The sequence below is a fragment of the Aestuariibius insulae genome (assembly GCF_040783535.2).
GTDB classification, from domain to species: domain Bacteria; phylum Pseudomonadota; class Alphaproteobacteria; order Rhodobacterales; family Rhodobacteraceae; genus Aestuariibius; species Aestuariibius insulae.
This window is the reverse complement of record NZ_JBFONW020000001.1, coordinates 423,588-446,618: the sequence shown is the minus strand read 5'-3', so window position 1 is coordinate 446,618 and position 23,031 is coordinate 423,588. Positions and strand designations below refer to the sequence as shown.

At 61.3% G+C, this 23,031-nt stretch carries 20 protein-coding genes; 11 read left to right on the top strand and 9 right to left on the bottom strand.

Going from position 1 to position 23,031, the window contains the following annotated elements:
• Positions 1 to 5 precede the first annotated feature (5 nt).
• From fnrL to AAD018_RS02110, 3 genes are all read right to left on the bottom strand, one after another.
• Positions 6 to 722 carry a transcriptional regulator FnrL gene (fnrL, locus tag AAD018_RS02120; protein ID WP_367313782.1) on the bottom strand — a complete coding sequence of 239 codons (717 nt, stop codon included), beginning with the start codon at positions 720 to 722 and terminating at the stop codon, positions 6 to 8.
• Positions 723 to 942: 220 nt separating this feature from the next.
• Positions 943 to 1,347 (bottom strand): BLUF domain-containing protein, encoded by a 405-nt coding sequence (locus AAD018_RS02115; protein WP_367313783.1) that lies wholly within the window; start codon positions 1,345 to 1,347, stop codon positions 943 to 945.
• A gap of 325 nt (positions 1,348 to 1,672) precedes the next feature.
• Complete coding sequence (locus AAD018_RS02110; RefSeq protein WP_367313784.1) at positions 1,673 to 2,359, bottom strand: response regulator transcription factor; 687 nt, start codon at positions 2,357 to 2,359, stop codon at positions 1,673 to 1,675.
• Positions 2,360 to 2,520: 161 nt separating this feature from the next.
• Between AAD018_RS02110 and ribA the strand changes: the two genes are divergently transcribed.
• The gene (gene ribA, locus AAD018_RS02105; protein ID WP_367313785.1) at positions 2,521 to 3,582 is read left to right on the top strand and encodes a GTP cyclohydrolase II; all 1,062 of its coding nucleotides are present in this window, start codon (positions 2,521 to 2,523) and stop codon (positions 3,580 to 3,582) included.
• Between the two features lie 146 nt (positions 3,583 to 3,728).
• Here ribA and AAD018_RS02100 read toward each other — a convergent pair whose 3' ends face one another.
• On the bottom strand, positions 3,729 to 5,357 hold the full coding sequence (locus AAD018_RS02100) for a substrate-binding domain-containing protein (protein ID WP_367313786.1): 1,629 nt from the start codon (positions 5,355 to 5,357) through the stop codon (positions 3,729 to 3,731).
• A gap of 413 nt (positions 5,358 to 5,770) precedes the next feature.
• Between AAD018_RS02100 and AAD018_RS02095 the strand changes: the two genes are divergently transcribed.
• Complete coding sequence (locus AAD018_RS02095) at positions 5,771 to 7,417, top strand: FAD-binding dehydrogenase (RefSeq protein WP_367313787.1); 1,647 nt, start codon at positions 5,771 to 5,773, stop codon at positions 7,415 to 7,417.
• 1 nt (position 7,418) lies between these two features.
• Here the strand turns inward: AAD018_RS02095 and AAD018_RS02090 are convergent, their stop codons facing one another.
• Both AAD018_RS02090 and AAD018_RS02085 read right to left on the bottom strand, forming a co-directional pair.
• Positions 7,419 to 9,203 carry a hypothetical protein gene (locus AAD018_RS02090; protein WP_367313788.1) on the bottom strand — a complete coding sequence of 595 codons (1,785 nt, stop codon included), beginning with the start codon at positions 9,201 to 9,203 and terminating at the stop codon, positions 7,419 to 7,421.
• A 32-nt stretch (positions 9,204 to 9,235) separates the two neighbouring features.
• Positions 9,236 to 10,069, bottom strand: coding sequence for a prephenate dehydratase (locus AAD018_RS02085; protein WP_367313789.1), 834 nt, complete (start codon positions 10,067 to 10,069; stop codon positions 9,236 to 9,238).
• 127 nt (positions 10,070 to 10,196) lie between these two features.
• Here AAD018_RS02085 and AAD018_RS02080 point away from each other — a divergent pair, with 127 nt between their 5' ends.
• From AAD018_RS02080 to AAD018_RS02060, 5 genes are all read left to right on the top strand, one after another.
• On the top strand, positions 10,197 to 10,709 hold the full coding sequence (locus tag AAD018_RS02080) for a c-type cytochrome (RefSeq protein ID WP_367313790.1): 513 nt from the start codon (positions 10,197 to 10,199) through the stop codon (positions 10,707 to 10,709).
• A gap of 171 nt (positions 10,710 to 10,880) precedes the next feature.
• A complete protein-coding gene (locus AAD018_RS02075) occupies positions 10,881 to 12,818 on the top strand; it encodes an extracellular solute-binding protein (RefSeq protein ID WP_367313791.1) in 1,938 nt (645 codons plus the stop codon).
• Between the two features lie 4 nt (positions 12,819 to 12,822).
• The gene (locus AAD018_RS02070) at positions 12,823 to 13,899 is read left to right on the top strand and encodes a microcin C ABC transporter permease YejB (protein ID WP_367313793.1); all 1,077 of its coding nucleotides are present in this window, start codon (positions 12,823 to 12,825) and stop codon (positions 13,897 to 13,899) included.
• Positions 13,896 to 15,080: an ABC transporter permease gene (locus AAD018_RS02065; RefSeq protein WP_367313794.1), complete on the top strand. Its 1,185-nt coding sequence runs from the start codon at positions 13,896 to 13,898 to the stop codon at positions 15,078 to 15,080. Before AAD018_RS02070 ends, AAD018_RS02065 begins: the two co-directional genes overlap by 4 nt.
• The gene (locus AAD018_RS02060; RefSeq protein ID WP_367313795.1) at positions 15,077 to 16,681 is read left to right on the top strand and encodes an ABC transporter ATP-binding protein; all 1,605 of its coding nucleotides are present in this window, start codon (positions 15,077 to 15,079) and stop codon (positions 16,679 to 16,681) included. Before AAD018_RS02065 ends, AAD018_RS02060 begins: the two co-directional genes overlap by 4 nt.
• 469 nt (positions 16,682 to 17,150) lie before the next feature.
• Here the strand turns inward: AAD018_RS02060 and AAD018_RS02055 are convergent, their stop codons facing one another.
• Both AAD018_RS02055 and AAD018_RS02050 read right to left on the bottom strand, forming a co-directional pair.
• Positions 17,151 to 18,449, bottom strand: coding sequence for a D-alanyl-D-alanine carboxypeptidase family protein (locus AAD018_RS02055; protein ID WP_367314221.1), 1,299 nt, complete (start codon positions 18,447 to 18,449; stop codon positions 17,151 to 17,153).
• A 258-nt stretch (positions 18,450 to 18,707) separates the two neighbouring features.
• Positions 18,708 to 19,406 carry an HAD family hydrolase gene (locus tag AAD018_RS02050; RefSeq protein WP_367313796.1) on the bottom strand — a complete coding sequence of 233 codons (699 nt, stop codon included), beginning with the start codon at positions 19,404 to 19,406 and terminating at the stop codon, positions 18,708 to 18,710.
• Between the two features lie 101 nt (positions 19,407 to 19,507).
• Between AAD018_RS02050 and clpS the strand changes: the two genes are divergently transcribed.
• From clpS to AAD018_RS02035, 3 genes are read left to right on the top strand one after another with little or no spacing between them, the layout of a single operon-like run.
• Positions 19,508 to 19,849 (top strand): ATP-dependent Clp protease adapter ClpS, encoded by a 342-nt coding sequence (gene clpS, locus AAD018_RS02045; protein WP_367313797.1) that lies wholly within the window; start codon positions 19,508 to 19,510, stop codon positions 19,847 to 19,849.
• A gap of 16 nt (positions 19,850 to 19,865) precedes the next feature.
• Positions 19,866 to 20,837, top strand: coding sequence for a class I SAM-dependent methyltransferase (locus AAD018_RS02040; RefSeq protein WP_367313798.1), 972 nt, complete (start codon positions 19,866 to 19,868; stop codon positions 20,835 to 20,837).
• Between the two features lie 24 nt (positions 20,838 to 20,861).
• On the top strand, positions 20,862 to 21,665 hold the full coding sequence (locus AAD018_RS02035) for an SDR family NAD(P)-dependent oxidoreductase (protein ID WP_367313799.1): 804 nt from the start codon (positions 20,862 to 20,864) through the stop codon (positions 21,663 to 21,665).
• Here the strand turns inward: AAD018_RS02035 and AAD018_RS02030 are convergent.
• A complete protein-coding gene (locus AAD018_RS02030; RefSeq protein WP_367313800.1) occupies positions 21,662 to 22,048 on the bottom strand; it encodes a hypothetical protein in 387 nt (128 codons plus the stop codon). The genes AAD018_RS02035 and AAD018_RS02030 overlap by 4 nt on opposite strands.
• 87 nt (positions 22,049 to 22,135) lie before the next feature.
• Here AAD018_RS02030 and hemF point away from each other — a divergent pair, with 87 nt between their 5' ends.
• A complete protein-coding gene (hemF, locus tag AAD018_RS02025; RefSeq protein ID WP_367313801.1) occupies positions 22,136 to 23,029 on the top strand; it encodes an oxygen-dependent coproporphyrinogen oxidase in 894 nt (297 codons plus the stop codon).
• The last annotated feature ends 2 nt before the right edge of the window (positions 23,030 to 23,031 follow it).

The following is a 23,031-nucleotide window of genomic DNA, read 5'->3' as shown; positions in this document are numbered from 1 at the left end:
GCTGCCTAGAAGCCCGCGATTTCGGTCAGCCGCGGCAGATCCGGGATTACCACGCCGCGCTTGCCCTCCAGCGCGATGACGCCCTCTTTCTTGAGCGCGGTGAACTGGCGGCTCACCGTCTCGATCGTCAGACCCAGATAATCGGCCATCGCCTCGCGCGTTAGGGGTAGCTCGATCCGGCGGGCCACTATCCCCTGCCCGTCCCGTGGATCCGAGGTTCGCTTTTCGATCATCACGAGGAACGTCGCAATCTTCTCGCGGGCGGTCTTGCGCCCCAGAAGCAGCATCCAGTCCCGCGCCGCGTCCAGCTCGTCCAGCGACATCTCAAGAAGCCGCTGCGAGATATGGGGCGTTGACGCGATCAATTCCTCGAACTTGCGCTTCTCAAAGCAGCATAAGGTCACATCCGTGATCGCCATGACGTTGTAAGGCGCCCGCTCCCGCCCCGGCCGCCCGATGAAATCGGAGGGCAGCAACAGACCCAGCGTCTGCTTGCGCCCGTCCTCCAGCATCTGCTCCAGCGTCGCCGTGCCAAAGACAACCGATCCGACAAAGGACATTCGGTCCTCTGCAAACAGGATCGGCTGCCCGGCTTCGAACGTGCGGTAGGTCTTGATACTGTCGAGCACCGCCAGCTCGTCCGGGTTGCAACTGGCACAAACCGCGCGGTGGCGGATCGGACAGACATCGCAGGATTTCGTTTTTGCGAAAGCGAGTTGCATGAATCCGGCCTATCACGAGGCAAATCGCCTCAAAAGAGCATTCGCGGGCGCGCCTTCAGATGGCGCAGGCCCGCCTTTTCCACATAGGGGCGACCCGCTCGGGTTACGAGGCGGGAAGATCCACGAAGGATCTACCCGGCAGACAGATCATGCCATATCGCGCCCCGCCAAAAGTCACCGAGGGATCTGCCTCTATCGACTTGGTTGGCACCGACAGTCTCTATTGGGGCGAGCCATGCTTGACGTGTGCCGCAAGGTCCTCAAAGACCGTCAGCAGGTCACCCTCAGAGGCTCGCGCAATCGCCCCGTCCGAGACCTCCTCCCTCGACCAAATCAGCGACTTCGCAGGATCGTGCAGCATCGCCCAATCCGCAAAGATTCGGTCTGCGATATGGCGGCTCACGAGCGTTTCGGGGGCCGCATGCCGGTCATCGCGGATGATGCGTTCGTATGTTGCCTCTACCTTCGCTGCGGGTCCCTCCAGCAGCTGAAGATAGATGTCATGCCGGCACACAAGGGCCCCTGTGATGCCGTCCCGTTCGTTGCACCGCCGGGCATCAAGCAGGATGCCGCTCAGCGTTGGCTCGTCGTATCCGAAGGGCTCCGAGTGATAGATGAGTTGCATGAGATCTGTGATGAGTGCCGCCCCCGTTACCCCACGCGACAGGATCTACAGACCGATGATCGGCCCGGTCTCTGCAGGATATGCAAAGCCTACGCGTTCCATCCTCCGAAGTCTCGTAGAATGCGGGTCAGCGACGACAGGGTCATGCCGCTATCCCGCCAACCGCCGATCCGACCCCCCAAACAGCCGTTCCGACATGCCAAAAAAAACCCGGACCAAAAGGCCCGGGCAAGTCCAACAGGGAGGTGATGCCGTATCCCCGACATCTGGGCTTGGTCGTGAACGTGGAACCTCGCGAGAGGTTCCGAACACTCGTTACTGCTTGCTACGCCACCAGTCTGTAACCACCGGATTCGGTCACAAGAAGGCGGGCATTGGACGGATCTGGTTCTATTTTCTGGCGAAGCCGGTAGATATGCGTCTCCAGCGTGTGCGTCGTCACACCCGCATTGTAGCCCCAGACCTCGTGCAGCAGCACATCGCGGGCCACCACGCCATCGGTGGCACGGTAAAGGAACTTGAGGATGTTCGTCTCTTTCTCCGTCAGACGCACCTTCTTCTCGTCTTCGGTGATCAGCATCTTCTGGGCAGGCTTGAACGTATAGGGCCCGAGCTGGAAGACGGCGTCTTCGGACTGCTCGTGTTGGCGCAACTGCGCGCGGATCCGCGCCAGAAGGACCGGAAATTTGAACGGCTTCGTCACGTAGTCATTGGCGCCCGCATCCAGACCCAGGATCGTGTCGCTGTCGCTATCGTGACCCGTGAGCATCAGGATCGGGCATTTCACGCCCTGCTTGCGCATAAGACGGCACAGCTCGCGGCCATCAGTATCGGGCAGACCCACATCGAGGATCAGCAGATCGTAATGCTGCTCTTTCGTGCGATCCATCGCGCCCGCGCCGTCGGCAGCTTCGAACACGTCGAAATCTTCGGTCATCACCAGCTGCTCGCTCAGCGCCTCGCGCAGATCGTCGTCATCGTCGACCAGCAGGATCTTCTTGAGTTGTGCCATATCGATATCTCCTTGAACCGACCTTTAGCGTGAGGTGAGGACGCGCGCGCGCCCTAGCAAGCAATGCTGCAACGGCCTCACGCCGACGTGTCGGATGAGCGGGATATGTTTCAATCCCCGCCACTCTGACGTATCTCAGGTTAACCCCAGACGGAGTTCTCATGTCCTTCGCGCCCTCTCCCGCCGAATATCGCGCCCGCGCCGGTCACGATCTGCGCCTTGGCCTGCCTGTCATCCTGACCGGAGAGACCCCCGCCCTGATCCTCGCCGCCGAGACGCTGACGCCGGAGCGTCTGTCCGCCGCCCGCGCTCTCGGAGAGACGACGCTGGCGCTGACCGACTGGCGGGCGCGCACGCTCAAGGCGCGCGCCTATGATGGCGATCTGGCCCGAGTCACGCTCCCGGCCGATGTGACGACAGGATGGATCCGCGCACTGGCCGACCCGTCAGGCGATCTGGCCCACCCGATGAAAGGGCCGATCCACACCGCCAGGGAGGGGGAAGCCCGCGCTCACCGCGCCGCCATCGCCCTGACCAAAGCCGCGCGCCTCTTGCCTGCCGCGCTTGTCACCCCGCTGACCGAACTTCCGGACGGCCCGCTCACCCTTTCCATCGACGCGGCGCTCGACCTGACGGCCCCGCGTGTGACGAAGGTCGCAAGCGCCCGCATTCCTCTCTCGGTCCATCCCGAGGGCCGGCTCCACATTTACCGCGATCCGGCGGGAGAGGAGCATTACGCGATCGAGATCGGATCCCCGTCCCGCGATGATGCTATCCTCACCCGCCTGCATTCGGCCTGCTTTACCGGCGACCTCCTCGGCTCGCTTAAATGCGATTGCGGCCCGCAACTGCGCGGCGCCCTCGCGGCTATGGCCGGTGAAGGGGCAGGGATCCTGCTCTACCTCAACCAGGAGGGTCGTGGCATCGGGCTCGCCAACAAGATGCGCGCCTACAGCCTGCAGGATCAGGGCTTTGATACAGTGGAGGCGAACCACCGCCTTGGCTTCGAGGATGACGAACGCGACTTTCGCCTCGGCGCCGCTCTGCTCGGTCAGCTCGGTGTCGGCCGCATCCGCCTGATGACCAACAACCCCGCCAAGATCGCCCGTATGGAAAGCTGCGGCATCACCGTGACGGACCGCGTCCCCCTCCGCGTCGGGCAGACCCCGGAGAACACCGCCTACCTTGCCACCAAGGCCGCGAAGTCTGGGCACCTGTTGTGAGAGACACGGACTAACCTGCATCCAAGGCGCCGTAGATTAGACCGGGCGGTCAGCCTCCCTCTTCCTGGGAAACCCGAGATCTCTCCCACAAAACAAATGAGCCCACCGGTGGCGGTGGGCCCTCTTTCTAGCGTAGCTTTATCCGTCTAGCGCAGGTTCGACCGGCTGTTGGGCAGGCGCAGCCAGACCTCGACCCGGCGGTTGCGGGCGCGGCCCACATCACCATCATTGCACGAAAGCGGAAGCAGCTCGCCGTAGCTCAGCGGAAGAAGTCCAAGGCGCCGCCGTGTATCGGGGTTCAGGGACCGCGCCAGGATCTCGCGCACCGCATCGGCCCTGGCCTGGGCCAGCGCCGTGTTGCGTGTCCGGTCTCCGATGGAATCGGCGAAACCGACCAGCAACACCTCGAGGCCGTCGAATTCGCCAGCTTCCATCCGCTCTGCCAGCTCTTCGATATTGCGGACGGATTCGACGTCGAGGATGCTCGAGCCGGTGTTAAAGCGGAACGACACGCTCAGACGATCCGCACCCCGCAGCTGCTGCATCATGTCTGAATATTGCTGGCCATCGAAATCTGGTTCGACCGCCGCCGTGTGAACCAGCATCATGCCCATATCTTCAAGCCGCATCCGCTCCAGCTCGCGGTCGATGAAGTTGCTTTCCTTGATGTACTGCTGAGCCTCCTTGGTGAGCGTCCAGTCGAGAAAGGCCTGAGCCTCGGGATGAACACGGCCCGGCGTCGTGTAGGCGTATAAACGGCGGGACAGCGCATAGCCTTCGATCTTCATCCGGAAATCCGTCGGCGGCGACAGAAGCCCGCATTCCTCCCGGATATCGAGCAGATTGACATCGTTCGTCCGCGCCAGCCAGCGGCCCACGAAGCCGATCCCGCCGCGATCCGCGATCACGGCATCGACCATATCCTGATAGGCGCTCCACCGGGTGACCCGAGCGGTCTCGTCCCGGCCGTTGGGCCGCACGAGCGCATCCATCATGACCGCGCGGTCCCCCGAGCTTTCGCTGAAGGAATTGACGGTGATCGGATAATCGCCGCCCCCGAACTCAAGCCAGTTCGTGACCTCGCCCGACCAGATCCGCGCGACGTCCAGCGCGCTCAGATTACGGACCGGGTTGTCGGGATGGGTGATCATGACGATCCCGTCCACACCGAGCACGGTTTCGTTCGCCGTGTCGCGCAGGTCGGGAATGCCTGCGGGCGCGATCTTTTCGACATCGCTGTCTTTCATCCGGCGGTCGGCCACGCCGATAGCGGCGACGCCGTCCGCCAGCGCCGGAAACGCACTTCCCGACCCGCGCGTCTGCAGATCGATCTCGGCGCGCAAACTTCCGTCGGAATTCGTCAGGCGAACGATCCGTTCCGCGGGATCCTCGGTCGGCGTCATCTCGAATGTCGCATCGACCGACTTCGCGTATCCCCGCAGAAGGTTCGGGATCAGCGTTGTCCCCACCGTTCGCGATCCGTAGATCCCGAATTCCGGTCCGGTATTGTTATTCACCGGACAGACGAGGCCGGTACAAACCACCGCATTCGCCTGGATCCGCAAAGTCCCGAGCTCTTTGTTGTCGAGCAGATAAAATTCGCCGTCATAGTTAAGAAGATTGCCCGAAACGGAGACGGCCCCGTCTTCCGATTTCAAAACCACCTGAGCTGTCTGTTGAGCTGTTCCAGCTGTGCCGGCAAGGATCCCCATTCCCATCGCTACCGCCCAGGAAAGGCCAAAGATCTGCCGCTTGGGCAGGTTAATAACCATCATCGTATTAAGTCCCACTAACTATATCTCTCTCACACCAGAATCAGAGATCTACGAAAAACGACAAGATTATGTCCAATAATTAGGCATTCGCCGTTTTCCATCTCGTGTGAGACGAAGGTATAAGTCAGAAACGCAGACCCATCAGACGTATTGCCTACGCAAGGTCGAATTCAGAAAAACATATGATTACCGAAGATTGATGGTTCTCTGTCGGCTGTGCGAATCAGCCCCCGAATCGCCGATTCGACACCCGAAAATTGCTGCGACATGCGCTGCAAACCCGGATCCTTTGTCGGCAAAGATAGAGCTGGAGGCGTAACAAGACGCCATCATTGCTCCGCCCATAGGCACCCCAGCGCCTTCCTTCTCCGCCTCCGACCTGCGATCCTTCCACAAGCAGGGGAGGACGCATCATGGATCGCTTCGACGCCATCATCGTCGGCGGAGGGCTCGCCGGGCTCGCGGCGGCGGCCGAGCTGGGTGACCGCGGCAAATCCGTCCTGATCCTCGATCAGGAGCATGAGGCGTCTCTCGGCGGGCAGGCCTTCTGGTCGCTAGGCGGGCTCTTCATGGTCGATACCCCCGAACAACGGCGCTTGCGGATCAAGGACAGCCACGACCTTGCACTCTCCGACTGGATGGGATCGGCGCAATTCGACCGGCCCGAGGATCATTGGCCCCGCGAATGGGCGCGCGCCTATCTCGATTTCGCCGCCGGAGAGATGCGCAGCTGGCTTCACCAGATGGGCATGCGCTGGTTCCCCGTCGTCGGCTGGGCCGAGCGGGGCGGCGCCTTCGCCTCGGGCCACGGCAATTCCGTCCCGCGCTTTCACATCACCTGGGGCACCGGCCCCGGCGTGCTCGAGCCGTTCGAGCGGCGCACCCGCGCCCATGCCGAGGCGGGCCGCGTCACCTTTGCCTTTCGCCACCGCGTCACAAAAATCGACACCAAGGCAGGCGCGGCCTCCGGCGTCTCCGGCGACGTCCTTGCCCCCACCGATGCCCTGCGCGGACAGCAAAGCAATCGCGACGTGGAGGGCGCCTTCGAATATGCCGCGGGCAGCATTATCGTCACCTCGGGCGGCATCGGGCATAACCTCGACCTTGTCCGCGCCAACTGGCCCAGGGACCGCCTAGGCGAGCCGCCTAAGGAGATGATTGCAGGCGTGCCGCACCATGTTGACGGTAAGATGATCGGCATTGCCCGCAGTGCCGGAGGCACCACGATCAACGAAGACCGCATGTGGCACTATACCGAGGGCGTGAAGAACTGGGATCCGATCTGGCCCAATCACGGCATCCGCATCCTGCCCGGTCCGTCCTCGATCTGGATCGACGCACGCGGAGACCGCCTCCCAGCGCCTTGCCTGCCTGGCTTCGACACGCTCTCGACCCTCAGGCATCTGCGCCAAACGGGCCATGACCACTCGTGGTTCATCCTGACACAAAAGATTATCGAGAAGGAATTCGCGCTTTCGGGCTCCGAGCAGAACCCCGATCTGACATCCAAGAAATGGGCCGAGGTCCTGAAATCCCGCCTCGGCAAAGGCGCGACCCCGGCGGTCGAGGCGTTCAAGGAGAAAGGCGAGGATTTCGTCGTCCGGTCCGATCTGGACGCGCTGGTGCAGGGCATGAACCAGCTGACCGGAGGCAGCCTGCTCGAGGCCGACAAGCTCCGCAGCCAGATCGAGGCGCGCGACGCCCAGCTGTCCAACCCCTTCTCCAAGGATGCGCAGATCACCGCGATCCACGGCGCGCGCAGTTATCTCGGCGACAAGCTGATCCGCACCGCCAAGCCCCACGCGATCCTCGATCCGGCCAACGGCCCCCTGATCGCTGTCCGGCTGCATATCATCACCCGAAAGACGCTGGGCGGTCTGCAAACCGACCTGCAATCGCGCGTCCTCGGCGAGGACGGCACCCCCGTGCCCGGCCTTTTCGCAGCCGGAGAGGCCGCTGGCTTCGGCGGCGGAGGCTATCACGGCTACAACGCACTCGAAGGCACTTTTCTCGGAGGCTGTATCTTCTCGGGCCGCGCCGCCGGGCGCGCGGCAGGCTGATCTACTGTCGCAAGTAGCGCCGCCATTTGCCGGCCGGATCCTCTAGATCTCTGGCAAGGTTGCTCCGGAACGGCGTCAGCTCCTCCGCTTCGACCATCCGCCGGATCAGCGCTGGCACCTCTCCCGGCGCGCCATGCATATGCAGCGCGATAAAAGGTAGCTCCCGGTTATAGCTGCGCGGCCGTCCCCATGTCGGATCAGGCAGGTTGAGCAGATCCGGATTGTCTCTGATCCAGGCGCGCACGACCTCGGCGACCCGCTCGGATGGTGCGCTCTTATCCTGAATGATCGCCGTCAGTGTCTTGCTCAGCGAAGACGCCTCCAACGGCCCGCTTAAAGCTGCGGCATAGGCGGCGGCTGGATCAAGGCCAGCAAGCGCAAACCAAGGCGCAAAGGTGAACCGGCGCTCCGCCGGCGCCGACTGCATGGCGGTGGTCAGAAGCGCCCGGCCCTCGGGATCGGCAAAGAAATCAGGCGCATCCTCCACGATCTCGCGCAATACCGTCTCGTTCCCTTGCGCCAGCAGATCGACCAGCACCGGGCGGAGCGCCGCTTTCACTTCCGGCACCTGAAACGCCACTTCGGCGATCATGCCGCGGATCAAATCGTTCGACCGCTCGTCGGCAACTATTGTCAGCGCGGTCTCATCCATTCGGCGCGCCAATGCTGGATCCGTCACACCCGGTCGTTTGGCTTTGTACGAACCTGAAAAAAACCCAAGGAACGATCTCAGAACGCCCGAAACCGGCGGCTGCTTCTCCACCGGAACCTCGTCGCGATGCAGGAACATCTCTTCGATCAGCGCCAGGTCCTCTGCGTCGGTCGCATCGACGTCAGCGCGCCGCTTGCTTAATTCAGGTCGATCCACGCGGAGCAGCCCCAAATTTCCATAGACCTCAGCCGCATCAATCTCACCGCGCGCATGCCGCCTCGAGTTCCATCCCCAGGCTGTTAGGGTGACAGCACCGCTTCCAGCATTCCAGTTGAAGTTCGGAATGACAGCGGAAAGCGGCGCGACCTCTTCCCAGACCCAGCGCGCACCAGAATAGACCAGCCGGTCCCCGTCCCTTTGATCGATGACCTGCAAAACATCCGTTACGACGATATCGCCTCGGATCGCAAAGGACGCGCGGATCTCGCGGAGCCTCGCGCTCCTTTGCTCGCGAACGATCCGCACATCCGCCCGGCGGTCATTCGGTCCGCTTACGATCATCCGGTTTAGCGGCTCGCGATACTCCCACCCTTCCTGTGCGGGAGCCAGCGACAGCTCGACCGTATGTCCTTGCCGCCCGACAACCCGGATCCAGTCCAGATCGCCCCCGCGCAAAAGCGCCTCGCATTCCGGGCCGCAAAGACCATTTAGAACGGCCTGGGTTCCATGCGGCCTCCTCGTTTGCTCACCAACTGACTGGTCGATCTCGAGCGAGCGGATTCCGGACAGCTCGCTCATCGCAACCGTCGGGATATCCGGCCCCGCAGGCTCCGGAAGCGCACGCGCGATCACCCCCGGTCCCAGGAAAGCCGCCGCAATCAGCAAAGCAGTCAGGGCCTTCCCGCCACCCGCAAGCGTCGTCCCCGACATGGCGGACCAAGGCAGAAACCCAAGCAGGATGATCGTAACGTTCACGATGAAAGTGCTCACGAAAAAGCCCAACCCGAACGTCACGATCGCAAAGAACAGCGACAGTTCCCTGCTCGATAAAAGGGCAGTTAAAGCGATGAAGACGACGAGAGAAACGATATATCCGTTAGATACGGCACCCACCTTATCCAGGAGTTTGAACACCGCTCTCGTCATGTATATGAACACTGCTCAATCTACCGCCGCCGCGCGTCCCCCGGAAAGACCCCCAAAAGGCGCACTTCGGAGGTGAAGTAATCCAGCTCTTCCATGGCCAGCCGCACGTTCCGGTCGTCGGGGTGGCCTTCGATCTCGGCGTAGAACTGCGTTGCGGTGAACCGCCCGCCGATCATGTAGCTTTCCAGCTTTGTCATGTTCACGCTGTTCGTCGCGAACCCGCCCATCGCCTTGTAAAGCGCCGCCGGAATGTTCCGTACCTGAAAAATGAACGCCGTCATCATCCCGGTCTTACCGCGCGGCTTGAGATCGAGATCCCGGCTCATCACGAAGAACCGCGTCGTGTTGGTCCCTTCGTCCTCGATCTTGCGCGCCAAAAGATCCAGCCCGTAGATCTCGGCCGCCAGATCCGAAGCCAGCGCGCCGATGCTGGGATCCGATCCCTCGGCCACCTCCCGTGCGGCGCGCGCATTGTCCGAGCAATTCACCGGCGTAATGCCATGTTCCCGCAGGAAGGATCGCGCCTGCGGCAAGATCACAGGATGCCCCATCGCGCTTTGGATGCCGTCCAGACGGGTGCCGCGTTTCCCCAGAAGGTTGACGTGAACCCGCACGAACGTCTCCTCGACAATATGCAAACCGCTTTCCGGCAAAAGGGAATGGACGTCCGCCACGCGACCATAGGTAGAATTTTCGACCGCAATCATTCCCAGCTCGGCATCGCCCTTGCGCACGGCCTCGATCGCATCTTCAAAGGTCGGGCAGGGCAGCGGCTCAAGGTCCGGCCGGGTCTCGAGACAGGCCTGATGCCCATAGGCGCCAAGCTCTCCCTGAAATGCGATCCGCGCGGTCATATCAAAGCGTTCCCCCCAGATCCGCTCGAGGCCCGTTTACCGGGCGTTTGGTCGCGCCTTATCACCTTGCAACCGGCCCGGTGAAGCGGATAGATGGCGCGAAAATCGGAACGGTACGGAACGCGACATGTTCGACACAATGACCCTCACCAAGATCGTCGGTGCTTTTTGTGGTGCCCTGCTGGTGTTCCTTCTGGGCGGCTGGACCGCGCAGATCGTCTATGGTGCCTATGGCGGCCACGACGACCACGAGCAAGCCTACTCCATCGAGGTCGAAGGCGGCGATGAGGGCGAGGCGGAAGAGGCTGTGCCTTTTGAGGAGGTCTTCGCCTCCGCCGATGCCGCCGCCGGCGAACGCGTCTGGGGCAAATGCCGCGCCTGTCACATGCTCGAGGATGGCGCAAACGGCACCGGCCCGCATCTTTACGGCGTTGTTGGACGCGAGGTCGCGGCCGTCGCAGGCTTCGGCTATTCCGGCGCACTTGCAGATGCGGCCGACGTCTGGAGCCCTGAGGCGCTCAACGGCTTTCTCGAAAACCCCCGCGGCTATGCGCCCGGCACCTCCATGGGCTTTGCCGGTCTGCCCAAGGTCGAGGATCGCGCGAACCTGATCGCCTATCTTCAGGGCATCGGCAGCTGACATCGACCGATCCGCCCTCGCAATTCCCAAGGCCGCACCCCCCGATGCGGCCTTTTTCATAGGGGCTGCTCACGGCGAGTTCATGCAATCTCGCCTTGATCATTGGACAGCCCGCCTTTTAGCTACATTTTCTACGTCACCCTCTGACCTTCGCCGCAGGAGAGCCGATACATGATCAAGAGCCCCCGCCGCCCCGCCCGCGCCATCGCCCTAGCCCGGTCCCAAGACCGCAACCGCAAGGCAGGCACAGCGCTCGGCGCCCTAGCTCTCGGCATCGGCCTCATCGCCACACAGGTCTTCGGCGAAAGCCACGAGGAAGCCTCTGCGACCTCGGATGAAAACATCATCATCTCGCACGGGTTCAACACGTTCGGCGAGCTGCAGTATCCCGAAGGGTTCGAGCATTTCGACTATGTAAACCCGGATGCCCCCAAAGGCGGAGAGATCGCGCAGGCGGTTGTCGGCAGCTTTGACAGCCTGAACCCCTATGCCCGAAAGGGTGACCCGGGCGGTACGGTCGCCCTGACAACCGAGCGTATGATGTTCGTCGAGGTCGCTGACGACGCCTACGGCTATTACTGCCTGCTTTGCGAAAAGATCGAATATCCGGAAAGCCAGGATTGGATCATCTTCCACCTGCGCGACGATGTAACGTTCTCGGACGGCACGCCGATGACCGCCGAAGACGTGGTCTTTACCGTCGATCTTTTCCTCGAGCAGGGCCTCCCCTCCTTCGCCCAAAGCGTCAGGACCTACTTCGAAAGCTACGAGGTGCTTGACGAGAGACGGGTCAAATACACCTTCGCCGAGGGTGTCGACCGCAAGGCCCTCATCCCGCAAGCCGGAGCCTTTCCTGTCTTCTCCAAGGCGTTCTTCGAGGAGAACGATCGCCGTCTCGATGAAAGCTACCTGACCGAGATCATGGGCACCGGCCCTTACACAATCACTGAAGTCGAGGCTGGGCGCCGCATCGTCTATGAACGGCGCGAGGACTATTGGGGCTGGGATCATCCGGTCAATGCCGGGCGTCACAACTTCGACCGCATCCGTCTGGAATATTTTGCCGACAACACCGCCGCCTTCGAAGCGTTCAAATCCGGTGTGGTGAATTTCCGGGTCGAGTCGAACTCCCTCACATGGGCGACCCAGTACGACTTCCCCGCACTCGATAACGAGTGGGTCACCAAGACCGAACTGCCAAACGGACTTTTGCCGAACGCGGTCGGTATCCTCTACAACCTTCGCAGGCCTCTCTTTCAGGACATCCGCGTCCGCGAAGCTCTGGGCCTGATGTACAACTTCACCTGGACCAACGAGACGCTGCAATACGGCCTTTTGAAGCAACGTCATTCCTTCTGGGAAAACACCGACTTGGCCGCGACAGGCGTGCCCGAAGGCGAAGAGCTGGCCCTTCTGGAAAGCGTGGCTGACATGATCGATCCGTCGATCCTGACCGAACCTGCCGTGATGGCGCATGAAAGCGGCGAGCGGCAGCTCGACCGCGGCAATCTGCGCCGCGCCTCTGCGCTTCTCGATGAGGCAGGCTGGATCGTCGGAGATGACGGCATCCGCCGTAAGGATGGCGAGACGCTAAGCGTCGAGTTCCTCGAAGACAGCCCGACACTCGACCGGATCATCAATCCCTACATCCAGAACCTCCAGCGTCTCGGGGTGGATGCCACCTATAACCGGGTCGATCCCGCACAATACTCCAACCGCCGCAATGAATTCGACTACGACATCATCCTGTCCGGCTACATCAACGGCCTCGCGGAGGCGCGGGGTCTGGGCCAGCGATACGGCTCCGACCGAGCGGAGATTTCGATCTTCAATCCGGCAGGCTATTCAAGCCCTGCCGTCGATAAGCTGATCGAAGATGTCATTGCCGCCAAGACCGAAGAAGAGATGAAGATCGGCGTCCGCGCCATCGATCGCATCATGCGCGCCGAGCGCTTCGTGACCCCCACATGGTACAATGACCAGCATTGGGTCGCCTACTACAACATGTTCGAGCATCCGGAAATTCCGCCCTACGCGCTTGGACAGCTCGATTTCTGGTGGTTCAACGAGGACCGCTACGAAGAACTTGAGGCGGCAGGAGCGTTCTAGTCCGATGGGAGCCTATATCCTCCGAAGGCTCCTCCTCGTCATCCCGACGTTGCTGGGCGTTTTGATCATCAACTTCGCGCTTGTCCAGTTTGTCCCGGGCGGACCGATTGAACAAATCATTGCCGAACTTGAAGGGGGCGGAAACGTCCTCGAAAGCGTCACCGGCGGCTCGGGCGATGTCGAAATCGAAACCGGCACCTCCGATTATGCAGGCGCGCGCGGGCTTCCGCCCGATTTCATCGAAGAGCTCGAGCGTGAATTCGGCTTCGACAAGCCGCCGATCGAGCGGTTTCTCAACATGGTCTGGAACTACTCCCGTTTTGATTTCGGAGAGAGCTATTTCCGCTCTATCTCCGTTGTCGACCTCGTGATCGAAAAGCTCCCCGTCTCGATCTCTCTCGGCCTGTGGTCGACACTGATCGCCTACCTCATCTCGATCCCGCTCGGTGTGCGCAAGGCCGTCAAGGACGGCTCCCCCTTCGATACCTGGACCTCCGGCGCGATCATCGTCGGCTACGCGATCCCCGGCTTTCTCTTCGCGATCCTGCTGATCGTCCTTTTCGCGGGCGGCTCGTACTATCGCATCTTCCCTCTGCGCGGCCTGACCTCCGACGACTGGGAAACGCTGTCCCTCATGGGCAAGATCGCCGACTACTTCTGGCACATCACCCTGCCCACCATCGCGCTCAGCATCTCGGGCTTTGCCACGCTGACGCTACTGACCAAGAACAGCTTTCTCGACGAGATCAAGAAGCAGTACGTCATGACCGCCCGCGCCAAGGGCCTGACCGAACGCCGCGTTCTTTACGGCCACGTCTTCCGCAACGCCATGCTCATCGTGATCGCAGGCTTTCCGGCGGTCTTCATCGGCATCTTCTTCGGCGGATCGCTCATCATCGAGGTGCTGTTCTCGCTCGACGGTCTCGGGCGGCTCGGCTTCGAGGCGGCGGTCCAACGCGACTACCCGGTCGTCTTCGGCACGCTCTTTGTCTTCGGGCTCATCGGGCTTCTCGTCGGGATCCTCTCGGATCTCATGTATGTCCTCGTGGATCCCCGCATCGATTTCGAGGCCCGAACATGAGCCTCAATCCAGCGCCTCCGATCATCCCCGAACCAACTCCCGCCGCAGGTGCCCCGGCACCCGAGCGGCCAAAGACGTTCCTCTCCCCGCTCAACAAACGCCGCTGGCGCAATTTCCGCCGCAACGGTCGCGCTTTCTGGTCGCTGATCATCTTCCTGATCCTCTTCATCCTCTCGCTCTTTGCGGAGTTCATCGCCAACGACAAACCCATCGCCGTGAACTATCGCGGCGATATCCGTTTCCCGGTCTTCCAGTTCTACTCCGAACAGGATTACGGCGGCGATTTCCCGACCGAGGCCGTCTATAACGAGATCGAGGTCCGCTGCCTGATCGAAACCGGCGGGCTGCTCGACTGTTTCGACGAACCGACCGAGTTGATCCAGCAAGCGCGGCTCGGAATGATCGAGGATCCCGAATTCCAGAAGGGCTGGATCCTCATGCCGCCCATCCCCTACCGCTACGACACGATCGTCGATATCCGCGGCGTCGCCCCCAGCCCGCCCGACAGCAACAACTGGCTCGGCACCGACGACACCAAGCGCGACGTGCTCGCGCGCGTGATCTACGGCTTCCGCCTCTCCATCATCTTCACTCTGCTCGTGACAACATGCGCCTCGATCATCGGCATCGCCGCAGGGGCCGTTCAGGGATATTTCGGCGGCTGGACGGATCTGCTCTTCCAGCGCTTCATCGAGATATGGACCGGCGTACCCTCCCTTTACGTGATCATCATCATGTTCGCGATCCTGGGGCGAAGTTTCTGGCTCCTTGTCGGTCTGATGATCCTCTTCGGCTGGATGTCTCTTGTGGGCGTGGTGCGCGCGGAATTCCTGCGCGCCCGCAACTTCGAATATGTCCGCGCGGCCAAGGCGCTCGGCGTCGGCAATGGCACGATCATGTTCCGCCACATCCTGCCCAATGCCATGGTCGCTACGCTCACGCTCCTGCCCTTCATCATCACCGGCACGATCGGCGGGCTGGCCACGCTCGACTTCCTCGGCTTCGGCCTGCCCTCTTCGGCCCCCTCCCTCGGAGAGCTCACGCTCCAAGCCAAGCAGAACCTGCAAGCCCCCTGGCTCGGCTTCACCGCCTTCTTCACCTTCGCCATCATGCTCTCGCTCCTCGTCTTCATCTTCGAGGGCCTACGCGACGCCTTCGATCCCAGAAAGACGTTTCAGTGAGCCGCCTCCTCGACGTGCAGACCCTGAACGTGGCCTTCCGGCAGGACGGGAAGGTGACGCGGGCCGTCCGCGATGTCAGCTTCCATATCGACAAGGGCGAGACGGTGGCCCTCGTCGGCGAATCCGGGTCTGGCAAATCCGTCACTGCCCTCTCGACCGTTCAGCTTCTGGGTGACAGCGCCGAGGTGACGGGCTCGATCACCTATGACGGCACGCAGATGGTGGATGCGCCCGAGAATGACCTGCGCCGGGTGCGCGGCAACGATATCAGCTTCATCTTTCAGGAGCCGATGACTTCCCTCAACCCGCTCCACACGCTCGAACGGCAGCTACGCGAGAGCATCGAGCTGCATCAGGGCCTACGCGGCAGCGCCATCCGCGTCCGCATCATCGAGCTGCTCAACAAGGTCGGTATTCGCGATCCCGAAACCCGGCTCGGCGCCTATCCGCACCAGCTCTCGGGCGGTCAACGCCAACGCGTGATGATCGCCATGGCGCTCGCCAACGGCCCCGACCTGCTGATCGCGGACGAGCCGACCACCGCGCTTGACGTCACGATCCAGGCGCAGATCCTCGACCTGCTCGCCGATCTCAAGCGCGACGAGGATATGTCGCTCCTCTTCATCACCCATGACCTGACCATCGTGCGCAAGATCGCCGACCGCGTCTGCGTCATGAAGGACGGTGAGATCGTCGAACACGGCCCCACCGCTGAAATTTTTGCCAATCCGCAGCACCCCTATACGCAAAAGCTGCTTTCGGCGGAATCGACCGGTCTGCCCGATCCTGTGCCGCACGGCGCCCGGACGATCGCCGAAACCGAGGATCTGCGCATCTGGTTCCCGATCCAGCGCGGCCTGCTCAAGCGCACGGTCGGCCATGTCAAAGCCGTCAACGAGGCGACGCTCACCGTGCGCGAGGGTGAAACCGTTGGCATCGTCGGCGAATCCGGCTCTGGCAAGACGACGCTCGCGCTCGCCGTCATGCGGCTGATCGAAAGCAAGGGACGGATCACCTTTCTGGGCCGCGATATCAGCGATCTGAAGACCTCCCAGATGCGGCCGCTGCGCAAGGACACGCAGATCGTCTTTCAGGATCCCTATGGCTCTCTTTCGCCCCGGATGACGGTCGAACAGATCATCGCCGAGGGCCTCGGCATTCACGGCACCGAACCGGGCCGTAGCAAGCGCGAGATGGTCGCCGAGATCATGGTTGAAACCGGTCTCGATCCGATGACGATGGACCGCTATCCGCACGAGTTTTCCGGCGGCCAGCGCCAGCGCATCGCCATCGCCCGCGCCATGATCCTGCGCCCCAAACTCGTCGTCCTGGACGAGCCGACATCGGCGCTCGACATGACCGTGCAGGTCCAGATCGTGGAGCTTCTGCGCAATCTTCAGCGCAAATACGGGCTCGCCTATCTTTTCATCAGCCACGACCTCAAAGTCGTCCGCGCCCTCAGCCATGAGGTCATGGTGATGAAACAGGGCGACGTGGTCGAGGCAGGCCCGGCCGAGGAGATCTTCGATCGCCCCCGCACCGACTACACCAAGGCCCTCATGGCCGCCGCCTTCGCCGCCGAGGTCCGCGCGGCGGAGTAAACGTCACATGCACCCTGTGTGACGGGTGTCGATTAGCGTCCGCGAAAGCAAATGCGGCAGCACATCCCTCCGGACTAGGCACACCCTTCGCCATCCCGAAGCTGGGCCGTCCCGGACTTGATCCGGGACCTCTCTTTCTCGATCCGCGCGAGCAAACGATCAGGAGCAATATCGGTTCGGTCTTCCCTCACCGGCGATGGACATCCCTGGTGAGATGTCGAAAACAATCCGACCTGAGCGAGCCACATTGTCTCTACAGTTGCGCGAAAAGCGGGCCCCGTCCGTTGCTTAGCCTACGGGAATCCGGACTTTCTGCGCTGCGGCACTCCCCGGATACCGACGTGATACCGACCGGATACCGCAGCGCTCACACTCTTTTAACCAACGAAATATCAATGGCTTACGCCAAATCTCTGCGGCGCGGCGAAGCGCAGGTTTCCTGCACTTACCTTTCTATCGGGTTAACCGCTCAGCCTTCCGCTGGACCGACCATGAAGCAGGTCTTGCCTCGCGCCTGAAGCCTGCGGCAAGCCAGATCCGCACCCTCCCGGGTCAGCCCCACGAAATGCGCATCGAAGCCCTGCGGGCTTTTCACCACCTTCCGCGTCGATCCATCAAGCGATCCCATCTCCATCAAAGCGACCTGCAATAGCGATTGCTGTGCCCGGAATTTCGACCCGTAACGCCCGACATTGACCGCCCAATGCCGCCCGCCGGATGTCGAGACTCGCGTCACAACCTCCTGCTCTGCCGACGGCTGCGCCTCGGGGGGCCGCACCTCGGGCGTAACCGCCGCCGCGATGGACAGCGACTGCGCTTCTTCGACTGCTTTGAGGATATCGCTTTGGGAAACAAGAAGAATATCGGGCGCCTCCACGGGCCGGCCCGTTGGCCGCAAGCTGCGCGTGACCGCCCCAGAGACACGGATCGTCCGCCCCGCTAGACGCGTTCCGCCCCGGTTCACGACGACAGGAGTATCGGCGCTCGCCACCACGGTTCCGCGCTGCGATCCCATATAGGCCGGACGTCCCGGATGCCGGATCGCCGCCCGCGTCGGCGACCGCTCAAACCCCATATCCAAAAGCTCCGCTACCCGCTGGTTGCGCCATGCGCTCGACTGCCCACCGAAGACCGTCGCGATCACTCGCTCGCTCCCCCGCTCAGCCGACGCGACAAGGTTCGATCCGGCAGCCCGCGTATAGCCCGTCTTGATCCCGTCCGCGCCGCGATAGGAGTTCAGAAGACGCCGGTTCGTATTGGCCACTTCCTTGATCCCTGCATGGGTGGAACGCCTTGAAAAGAGGTTATAATATTGCGGATAGTCGTACAGGACATGCCGCCCCAGAATGGTCATGTCACGCGCCGTCGACATGTGCCCGCTCTCGGTCAGACCATGCGCATTGCGGAACGTCGTCCGCGTCATCCCCAGCGACTGCGCCGTGCGATTCATCCGCCGCGCAAAAGCCGCCTCCGACCCTTCGATCGCAACTCCGATCGCTGTCGCGGCATCGTTTGCCGATTTGACCGCAGAAGCCCGGATCAGGTAACGCAGCTTGATCTTCTGACCCGCGCGCAGCCCAAGTTTTGAAGGAGGCTCGTTCGCTGCGACCTGCGGGATCGTGATCATGGTATCGAGACTAAGCTCGCCATTCTCCACCGCCTCAAACGCCACATAAAGCGTCATCATCTTGGTCAAAGACGCCGGATGGAGCCGGGTATCCGCATTTCGCGAATGCAGCACCTCTCCCGTTCGTGCATCGATGACCATCGCCGCATAAGGCGCCGCCACTGCCACGACACCACAAAATATCCACGCAAAGGATGCGATCAGCACGATACGGGCGTGCTTCCCTAGACGACTTGCCACGTCGCTTGCCTCGTTTTTTTACACTGCCTCAAAGACCGCCGGTTATCCGACTGGCCATTTTATGCGAGGACCGTAACACGCGGGGGCTTTCCGGCAAACACCTTATTTATCAAGTGAGTGAGGTTTTTAGTTAACGTGGCAATTGGCAGATCTGGCCCGTCAGGAAATCGTGGATACCAGATCAGCCAATCCACCGAGATCCTCGAGAACATGAAACCGAGGATGGCCCTCCGGAGCGGGAGCATGCTCCCAATCCCATTCCAGGTCTGACGGCACATGCGTGCCCCATCCTCCGGCCTCGATCACTGGCAGAACGTCGGACTTCATCGAGTTGCCGACCATCATGCTGTGCTTGGCCGCCACGCCATGCCGATCAAAGATCGCGCGATAGGACGCCGTTGTCTTCTCGCTCACGATTTCGACCCCATCGAACAACTCGCCCAGACCAGACTGCGCCAGCTTACGTTCCTGATCCAGAAGATCGCCCTTGGTTATCAAAAGCAGATCGTATCGCTTGGACAAGGCGCCGACCGCGTCTTTTGCATGAGGAAGGAGTTCGATCGGGTGATCCAGCATATCGCGCCCTGCCTCGAGCAGTTCCGCGATCACGCCTGCGGGCACAGTTTTGTCGGTGACCTCAATCGCCGTTTCGATCATCGACAGAACAAACCCCTTCACCCCATATCCGTAATGCGCAAGATTCCGGGTCTCGGCGTCGAGAAGCTCTGCCTCGAGTCGCTCTCGGTCAGCATGACCAGCAAGCAGATTGGCAAACCTCTCCTGCGTGAGACGGAACACCCGCTCGTTATGCCAAAGCGTGTCGTCCGCATCGAACCCAATCGTTTCAAGTTTTCCCAACTTCTTCTCCAGGTCGGGCTGCGCCCCCTTTTCAGAGCGACCCCAAGGCTTATATACAAGCGCTTCAAGACAGAGATGGCACGCGGCCTCGGGAACGTGCAATGCGCAAAGACGATCATCTGATGGCGGACAAACCGAAGGATGGCGAGGGCGACCTCGGCGTCGCTCTTGAAACGCGTCCAAAGACCAAGCGGCCGCCTCTTTATAAGGTGATGATCCTGAACGACGATTACACACCTATGGAATTCGTCGTCATGGTGTTGGAGCGGTTTTTCGGGCTTTCCCATGCGCAGGCGTTCGAATTGATGCTGACAGTGCACAAGAAGGGTCTGGCAGTGGTCGGAGTATTCTCCTACGAGATCGCCGAAACCAAGGTTGCGCAGGTGATGGATTTCGCCCAGCGCCATCAGCATCCGCTGCAATGCACCATGGAGCGGGAATAACCGTTCTGCCTCCACGATGACCTCCCGCCTGTCTCTTGCCGCTGAAGACGGTCTGTTCGACGCGAGCGATGCCGCCACCGTTATTTTCGGCGCGCGCGCCAGTGACGATCTGACGTCATTCGACCCCTCGAAGACAACGGTGGTTCAAGGGATGTGGCCGGACCACAAGGCGCTTCTCCAACGAGGATTTGAAACGGTGGTCGATGCACCCGATACCGCCGATATCGCCGTCGTTCTTCTGCCCCGCAGCAAAGGCTTGGCGCGTCACTGGATCGCGCAGGCCATGCAGATTGCGAAAAGTAGAGTCATCGTTGACGGTCAGAAAACCGACGGGATCGACAGCCTTGCCAGAGAGCTTCGCACGATGGGGACCGTGATTGACAGCTTTGCCAAAGCCCATGGCAAGACCGTCGTGCTAGAACCCGGTGCGGCCTTGCCAGGATGGCTTGATCCTGCCCCGCGCAAGACGACGACCGGGTTTTATACGAGGCAGGGGGTCTTTTCAGCGGACCGGATCGATCCCGGTTCTCGACTATTTGCGGCCGCGCTACCTCGGCTGGTGGGACATGTCGTCGATCTGGGCGCAGGCTGGGGATACCTGTCCCATCACATTCTCGTTCAAAATTCCGTGTCCATTCTCGATCTGGTGGAGGCGGACAAGTCGGCGCTCGATTGTGCGAAACTGAACGTGCCTGATCCGCGCGCCAGTTTTCACTGGGCCGACGCGAGGGACTGGAGACCAAGTGGCGCCGTCGATGTGGTCGTCAGCAACCCGCCCTTTCATACCGGGCGCAAGGCAGAGCCGGATCTGGGGATCGCCTTCATCACATCGGCCGCCCGGATCCTTGCGCCCAAGGGGTCGCTTTTTCTTGTCGCAAACCGGCATTTGCCCTACGAAGCGGCCTTGGTCGAGCACTTCAAAGATGTGGAAGAGATCGACGGCGATCCGGCCTACAAGATCCTCAGAGGCACGCGGCCGCGCAGATAACCTTCTCGGATGTAAAGGTCTGTTATGTCATTCTCCATTTCAGGAAAGACGGTCATCGTGACCGGAGCGGCCAATGGGGTCGGTCTTGCGATTGGTCGGCGCTTTATCGAGGCCGATGCCAATGTGATGTTCGCCGACATGGACGAAGCCAGGCTGACCAAGGAGCTTGGAGACCGAGCGCGGGAGGAGGGGAACATCCGCCTTTTCACCGGAGACCTGCGTGAGCGTTTGACGATTGCCAACCTGTTATCTGCGACGATCGATGCGTTCGAGCGCGTCGATATTCTCGTCAATGCAAGCCGGCAAATCCTGCCGTCAGATCCGCTTGACTCCGAGAAAGACGGGATCGAACAGATGCTCTCGCAGAACCTGATGACGTCATTGCGCCTGACGCAGGGCGTCGCGAAGCGGATGATCAAGCAGGCAGGCGAGGATGAGGACGGATCGGCCGGATCGATCATCAATCTCAGCTCTATCGCTGCGCGCCGCACACAGCCCGAGCTGCTTGCCTATTCTGTCAGTTGCGCGGCGCTTGACCAGATGACGCGGTCGATGGCGGTTGCTCTCGCGCCCAAGCGCATCCGGGTAAACGCCGTCGCCTTCGGAAGTGTCATGAGTGCGTCGCTGAAAGGATCGTTGAAGGAAAATGAGGAGTATCGCGAAGATATTGTCGACCATACACCTCTGCACCGGATCGCAGGGCCCGAAGAGATTTCGGATGCGGTGCAATATCTTGCCTCAGACGCTTCCGCCTTCGTGACCGGACAGATCCTGACCGTGGATGGCGGCAGGACGCTCATCGATCCGGTTAGCTCGCCTGCTCACTAGCTTTCGGGGTATTGTGCGATACAGGCGGCCTGACCAGCCCGGGCCCGTTCCAGTGCGATAGGCTGACGGTCCAAAAGCTGGTTCAGTTTGGACTGCTCGGCCTCCAGATCGATCGCAACGGCTTTGCGCCGGGTATAGTAGTCGATGTCGCTGCAGGGCAGACGAATGATGCGACCGTCGCTCAGCCGTTCCGAGCAGAACCCGTATCGCCGCACCGGCACCCGCTCCGTTTCGATCGCGTAGCCACGATCCAAGTTGGCCTGCGTGCTGGCAATCAGCTGATTGATGACCAGCAGATCGCGCGCCTGTTCCTGCACGCATCTTTGCTGTTTCGTTGCGCAACCGCTTAGAACCATCAAAACCAGTACGACAGCGATCCGCATGAAATCTCTCCTTCGCCTGCCACGCTATCATGTGGTGACCCATTTTGAAGCCTGCTACTTAATCCTCGATTAAGGGGGACCTCATTCATGTCAGATCCATTCTCCGACCAGAAAGCGCGGGCGAGCGCGTGGTTCAGGACCCTGCGCGACGATATTGTCAGCGCCTTTCATGCGCTCGAGGATAGTCATTCCTCGGGCCCATTATCGGACGCTCCAGCAGGGCGCGTGGAGGTGAGCAAGACGCACCGTGCCTCGGATGACGGCAGCGATGCGGGCGGCGGAGAGATGAGCGTGATGCGCGGCGGCCGCGTCTTCGAGAAGGTCGGCGTCAATATCTCCACCGTACACGGCACATTGGGAAAGCGGGCCCAGGCAGCAATGGCCGCGCGCAAGGGTATCCCTGGCATGGCTGACGATCCGCGGTTCTGGGCCTCCGGGATCAGCCTTGTCGCACATATGCAGAACCCGCATGTGCCTGCCGTTCACATGAACACCCGCATGTTCTGGACACCGCATGCGTGGTGGTTCGGCGGTGGATCCGACCTTAATCCGGCGATCGAATACGATGAGGATACCGAGCATTTCCACGCTGTTCAAAAAGAGGCGCTGGATCCGCATGGGGCGGACCACTATCCCCGCTTCAAGACATGGGCGGACGAGTACTTCTTCATCCCGCACCGCAACCGTCCACGTGGCGTCGGCGGCGTCTTCATGGATGACTATTGCACCGGCGAGTGGGACGCGGACTTCACTCTGACGCAGGATATGGGACGTGCTTTTCTACCCGCTTTCCTACCGCTTGTTGAGAAGCGGCGTGTTCAAGACTGGAGCGAGGAGGACAAACACGCGCAGCTCGTCCATCGCGGGCTCTATGCCGAGTATAACCTCGTCTATGACCGGGGCACGAAGTTCGGGCTCGAGACGGGGCATGACGCGAATGCCGTCCTTATGAGCCTGCCTCCGCTTGCCAAATGGGTCTGACG

Bases quoted from the DNA above. Each gene is read 5' to 3' on its own strand.
- fnrL (WP_367313782.1), bottom strand. From the start codon at position 722: ATGCAACTCGCTTTCGCAAAAACGAAATCCTGCGATGTCTGTCCGATC.
- AAD018_RS02115 (WP_367313783.1), bottom strand. From the start codon at position 1,347: ATGCAACTCATCTATCACTCGGAGCCCTTCGGATACGACGAGCCAACG.
- AAD018_RS02110 (WP_367313784.1), bottom strand. From the start codon at position 2,359: ATGGCACAACTCAAGAAGATCCTGCTGGTCGACGATGACGACGATCTG.
- ribA (WP_367313785.1), top strand. From the start codon at position 2,521: ATGTCCTTCGCGCCCTCTCCCGCCGAATATCGCGCCCGCGCCGGTCAC.
- AAD018_RS02100 (WP_367313786.1), bottom strand. From the start codon at position 5,357: ATGATGGTTATTAACCTGCCCAAGCGGCAGATCTTTGGCCTTTCCTGG.
- AAD018_RS02095 (WP_367313787.1), top strand. From the start codon at position 5,771: ATGGATCGCTTCGACGCCATCATCGTCGGCGGAGGGCTCGCCGGGCTC.
- AAD018_RS02085 (WP_367313789.1), bottom strand. From the start codon at position 10,069: ATGACCGCGCGGATCGCATTTCAGGGAGAGCTTGGCGCCTATGGGCAT.
- AAD018_RS02080 (WP_367313790.1), top strand. From the start codon at position 10,197: ATGTTCGACACAATGACCCTCACCAAGATCGTCGGTGCTTTTTGTGGT.
- AAD018_RS02075 (WP_367313791.1), top strand. From the start codon at position 10,881: ATGATCAAGAGCCCCCGCCGCCCCGCCCGCGCCATCGCCCTAGCCCGG.
- AAD018_RS02070 (WP_367313793.1), top strand. From the start codon at position 12,823: ATGGGAGCCTATATCCTCCGAAGGCTCCTCCTCGTCATCCCGACGTTG.
- AAD018_RS02065 (WP_367313794.1), top strand. From the start codon at position 13,896: ATGAGCCTCAATCCAGCGCCTCCGATCATCCCCGAACCAACTCCCGCC.
- AAD018_RS02055 (WP_367314221.1), bottom strand. From the start codon at position 18,449: ATGGTCATCGATGCACGAACGGGAGAGGTGCTGCATTCGCGAAATGCG.
- clpS (WP_367313797.1), top strand. From the start codon at position 19,508: ATGCGCAAAGACGATCATCTGATGGCGGACAAACCGAAGGATGGCGAG.
- AAD018_RS02040 (WP_367313798.1), top strand. From the start codon at position 19,866: ATGACCTCCCGCCTGTCTCTTGCCGCTGAAGACGGTCTGTTCGACGCG.
- AAD018_RS02035 (WP_367313799.1), top strand. From the start codon at position 20,862: ATGTCATTCTCCATTTCAGGAAAGACGGTCATCGTGACCGGAGCGGCC.
- AAD018_RS02030 (WP_367313800.1), bottom strand. From the start codon at position 22,048: ATGCGGATCGCTGTCGTACTGGTTTTGATGGTTCTAAGCGGTTGCGCA.
- hemF (WP_367313801.1), top strand. From the start codon at position 22,136: ATGTCAGATCCATTCTCCGACCAGAAAGCGCGGGCGAGCGCGTGGTTC.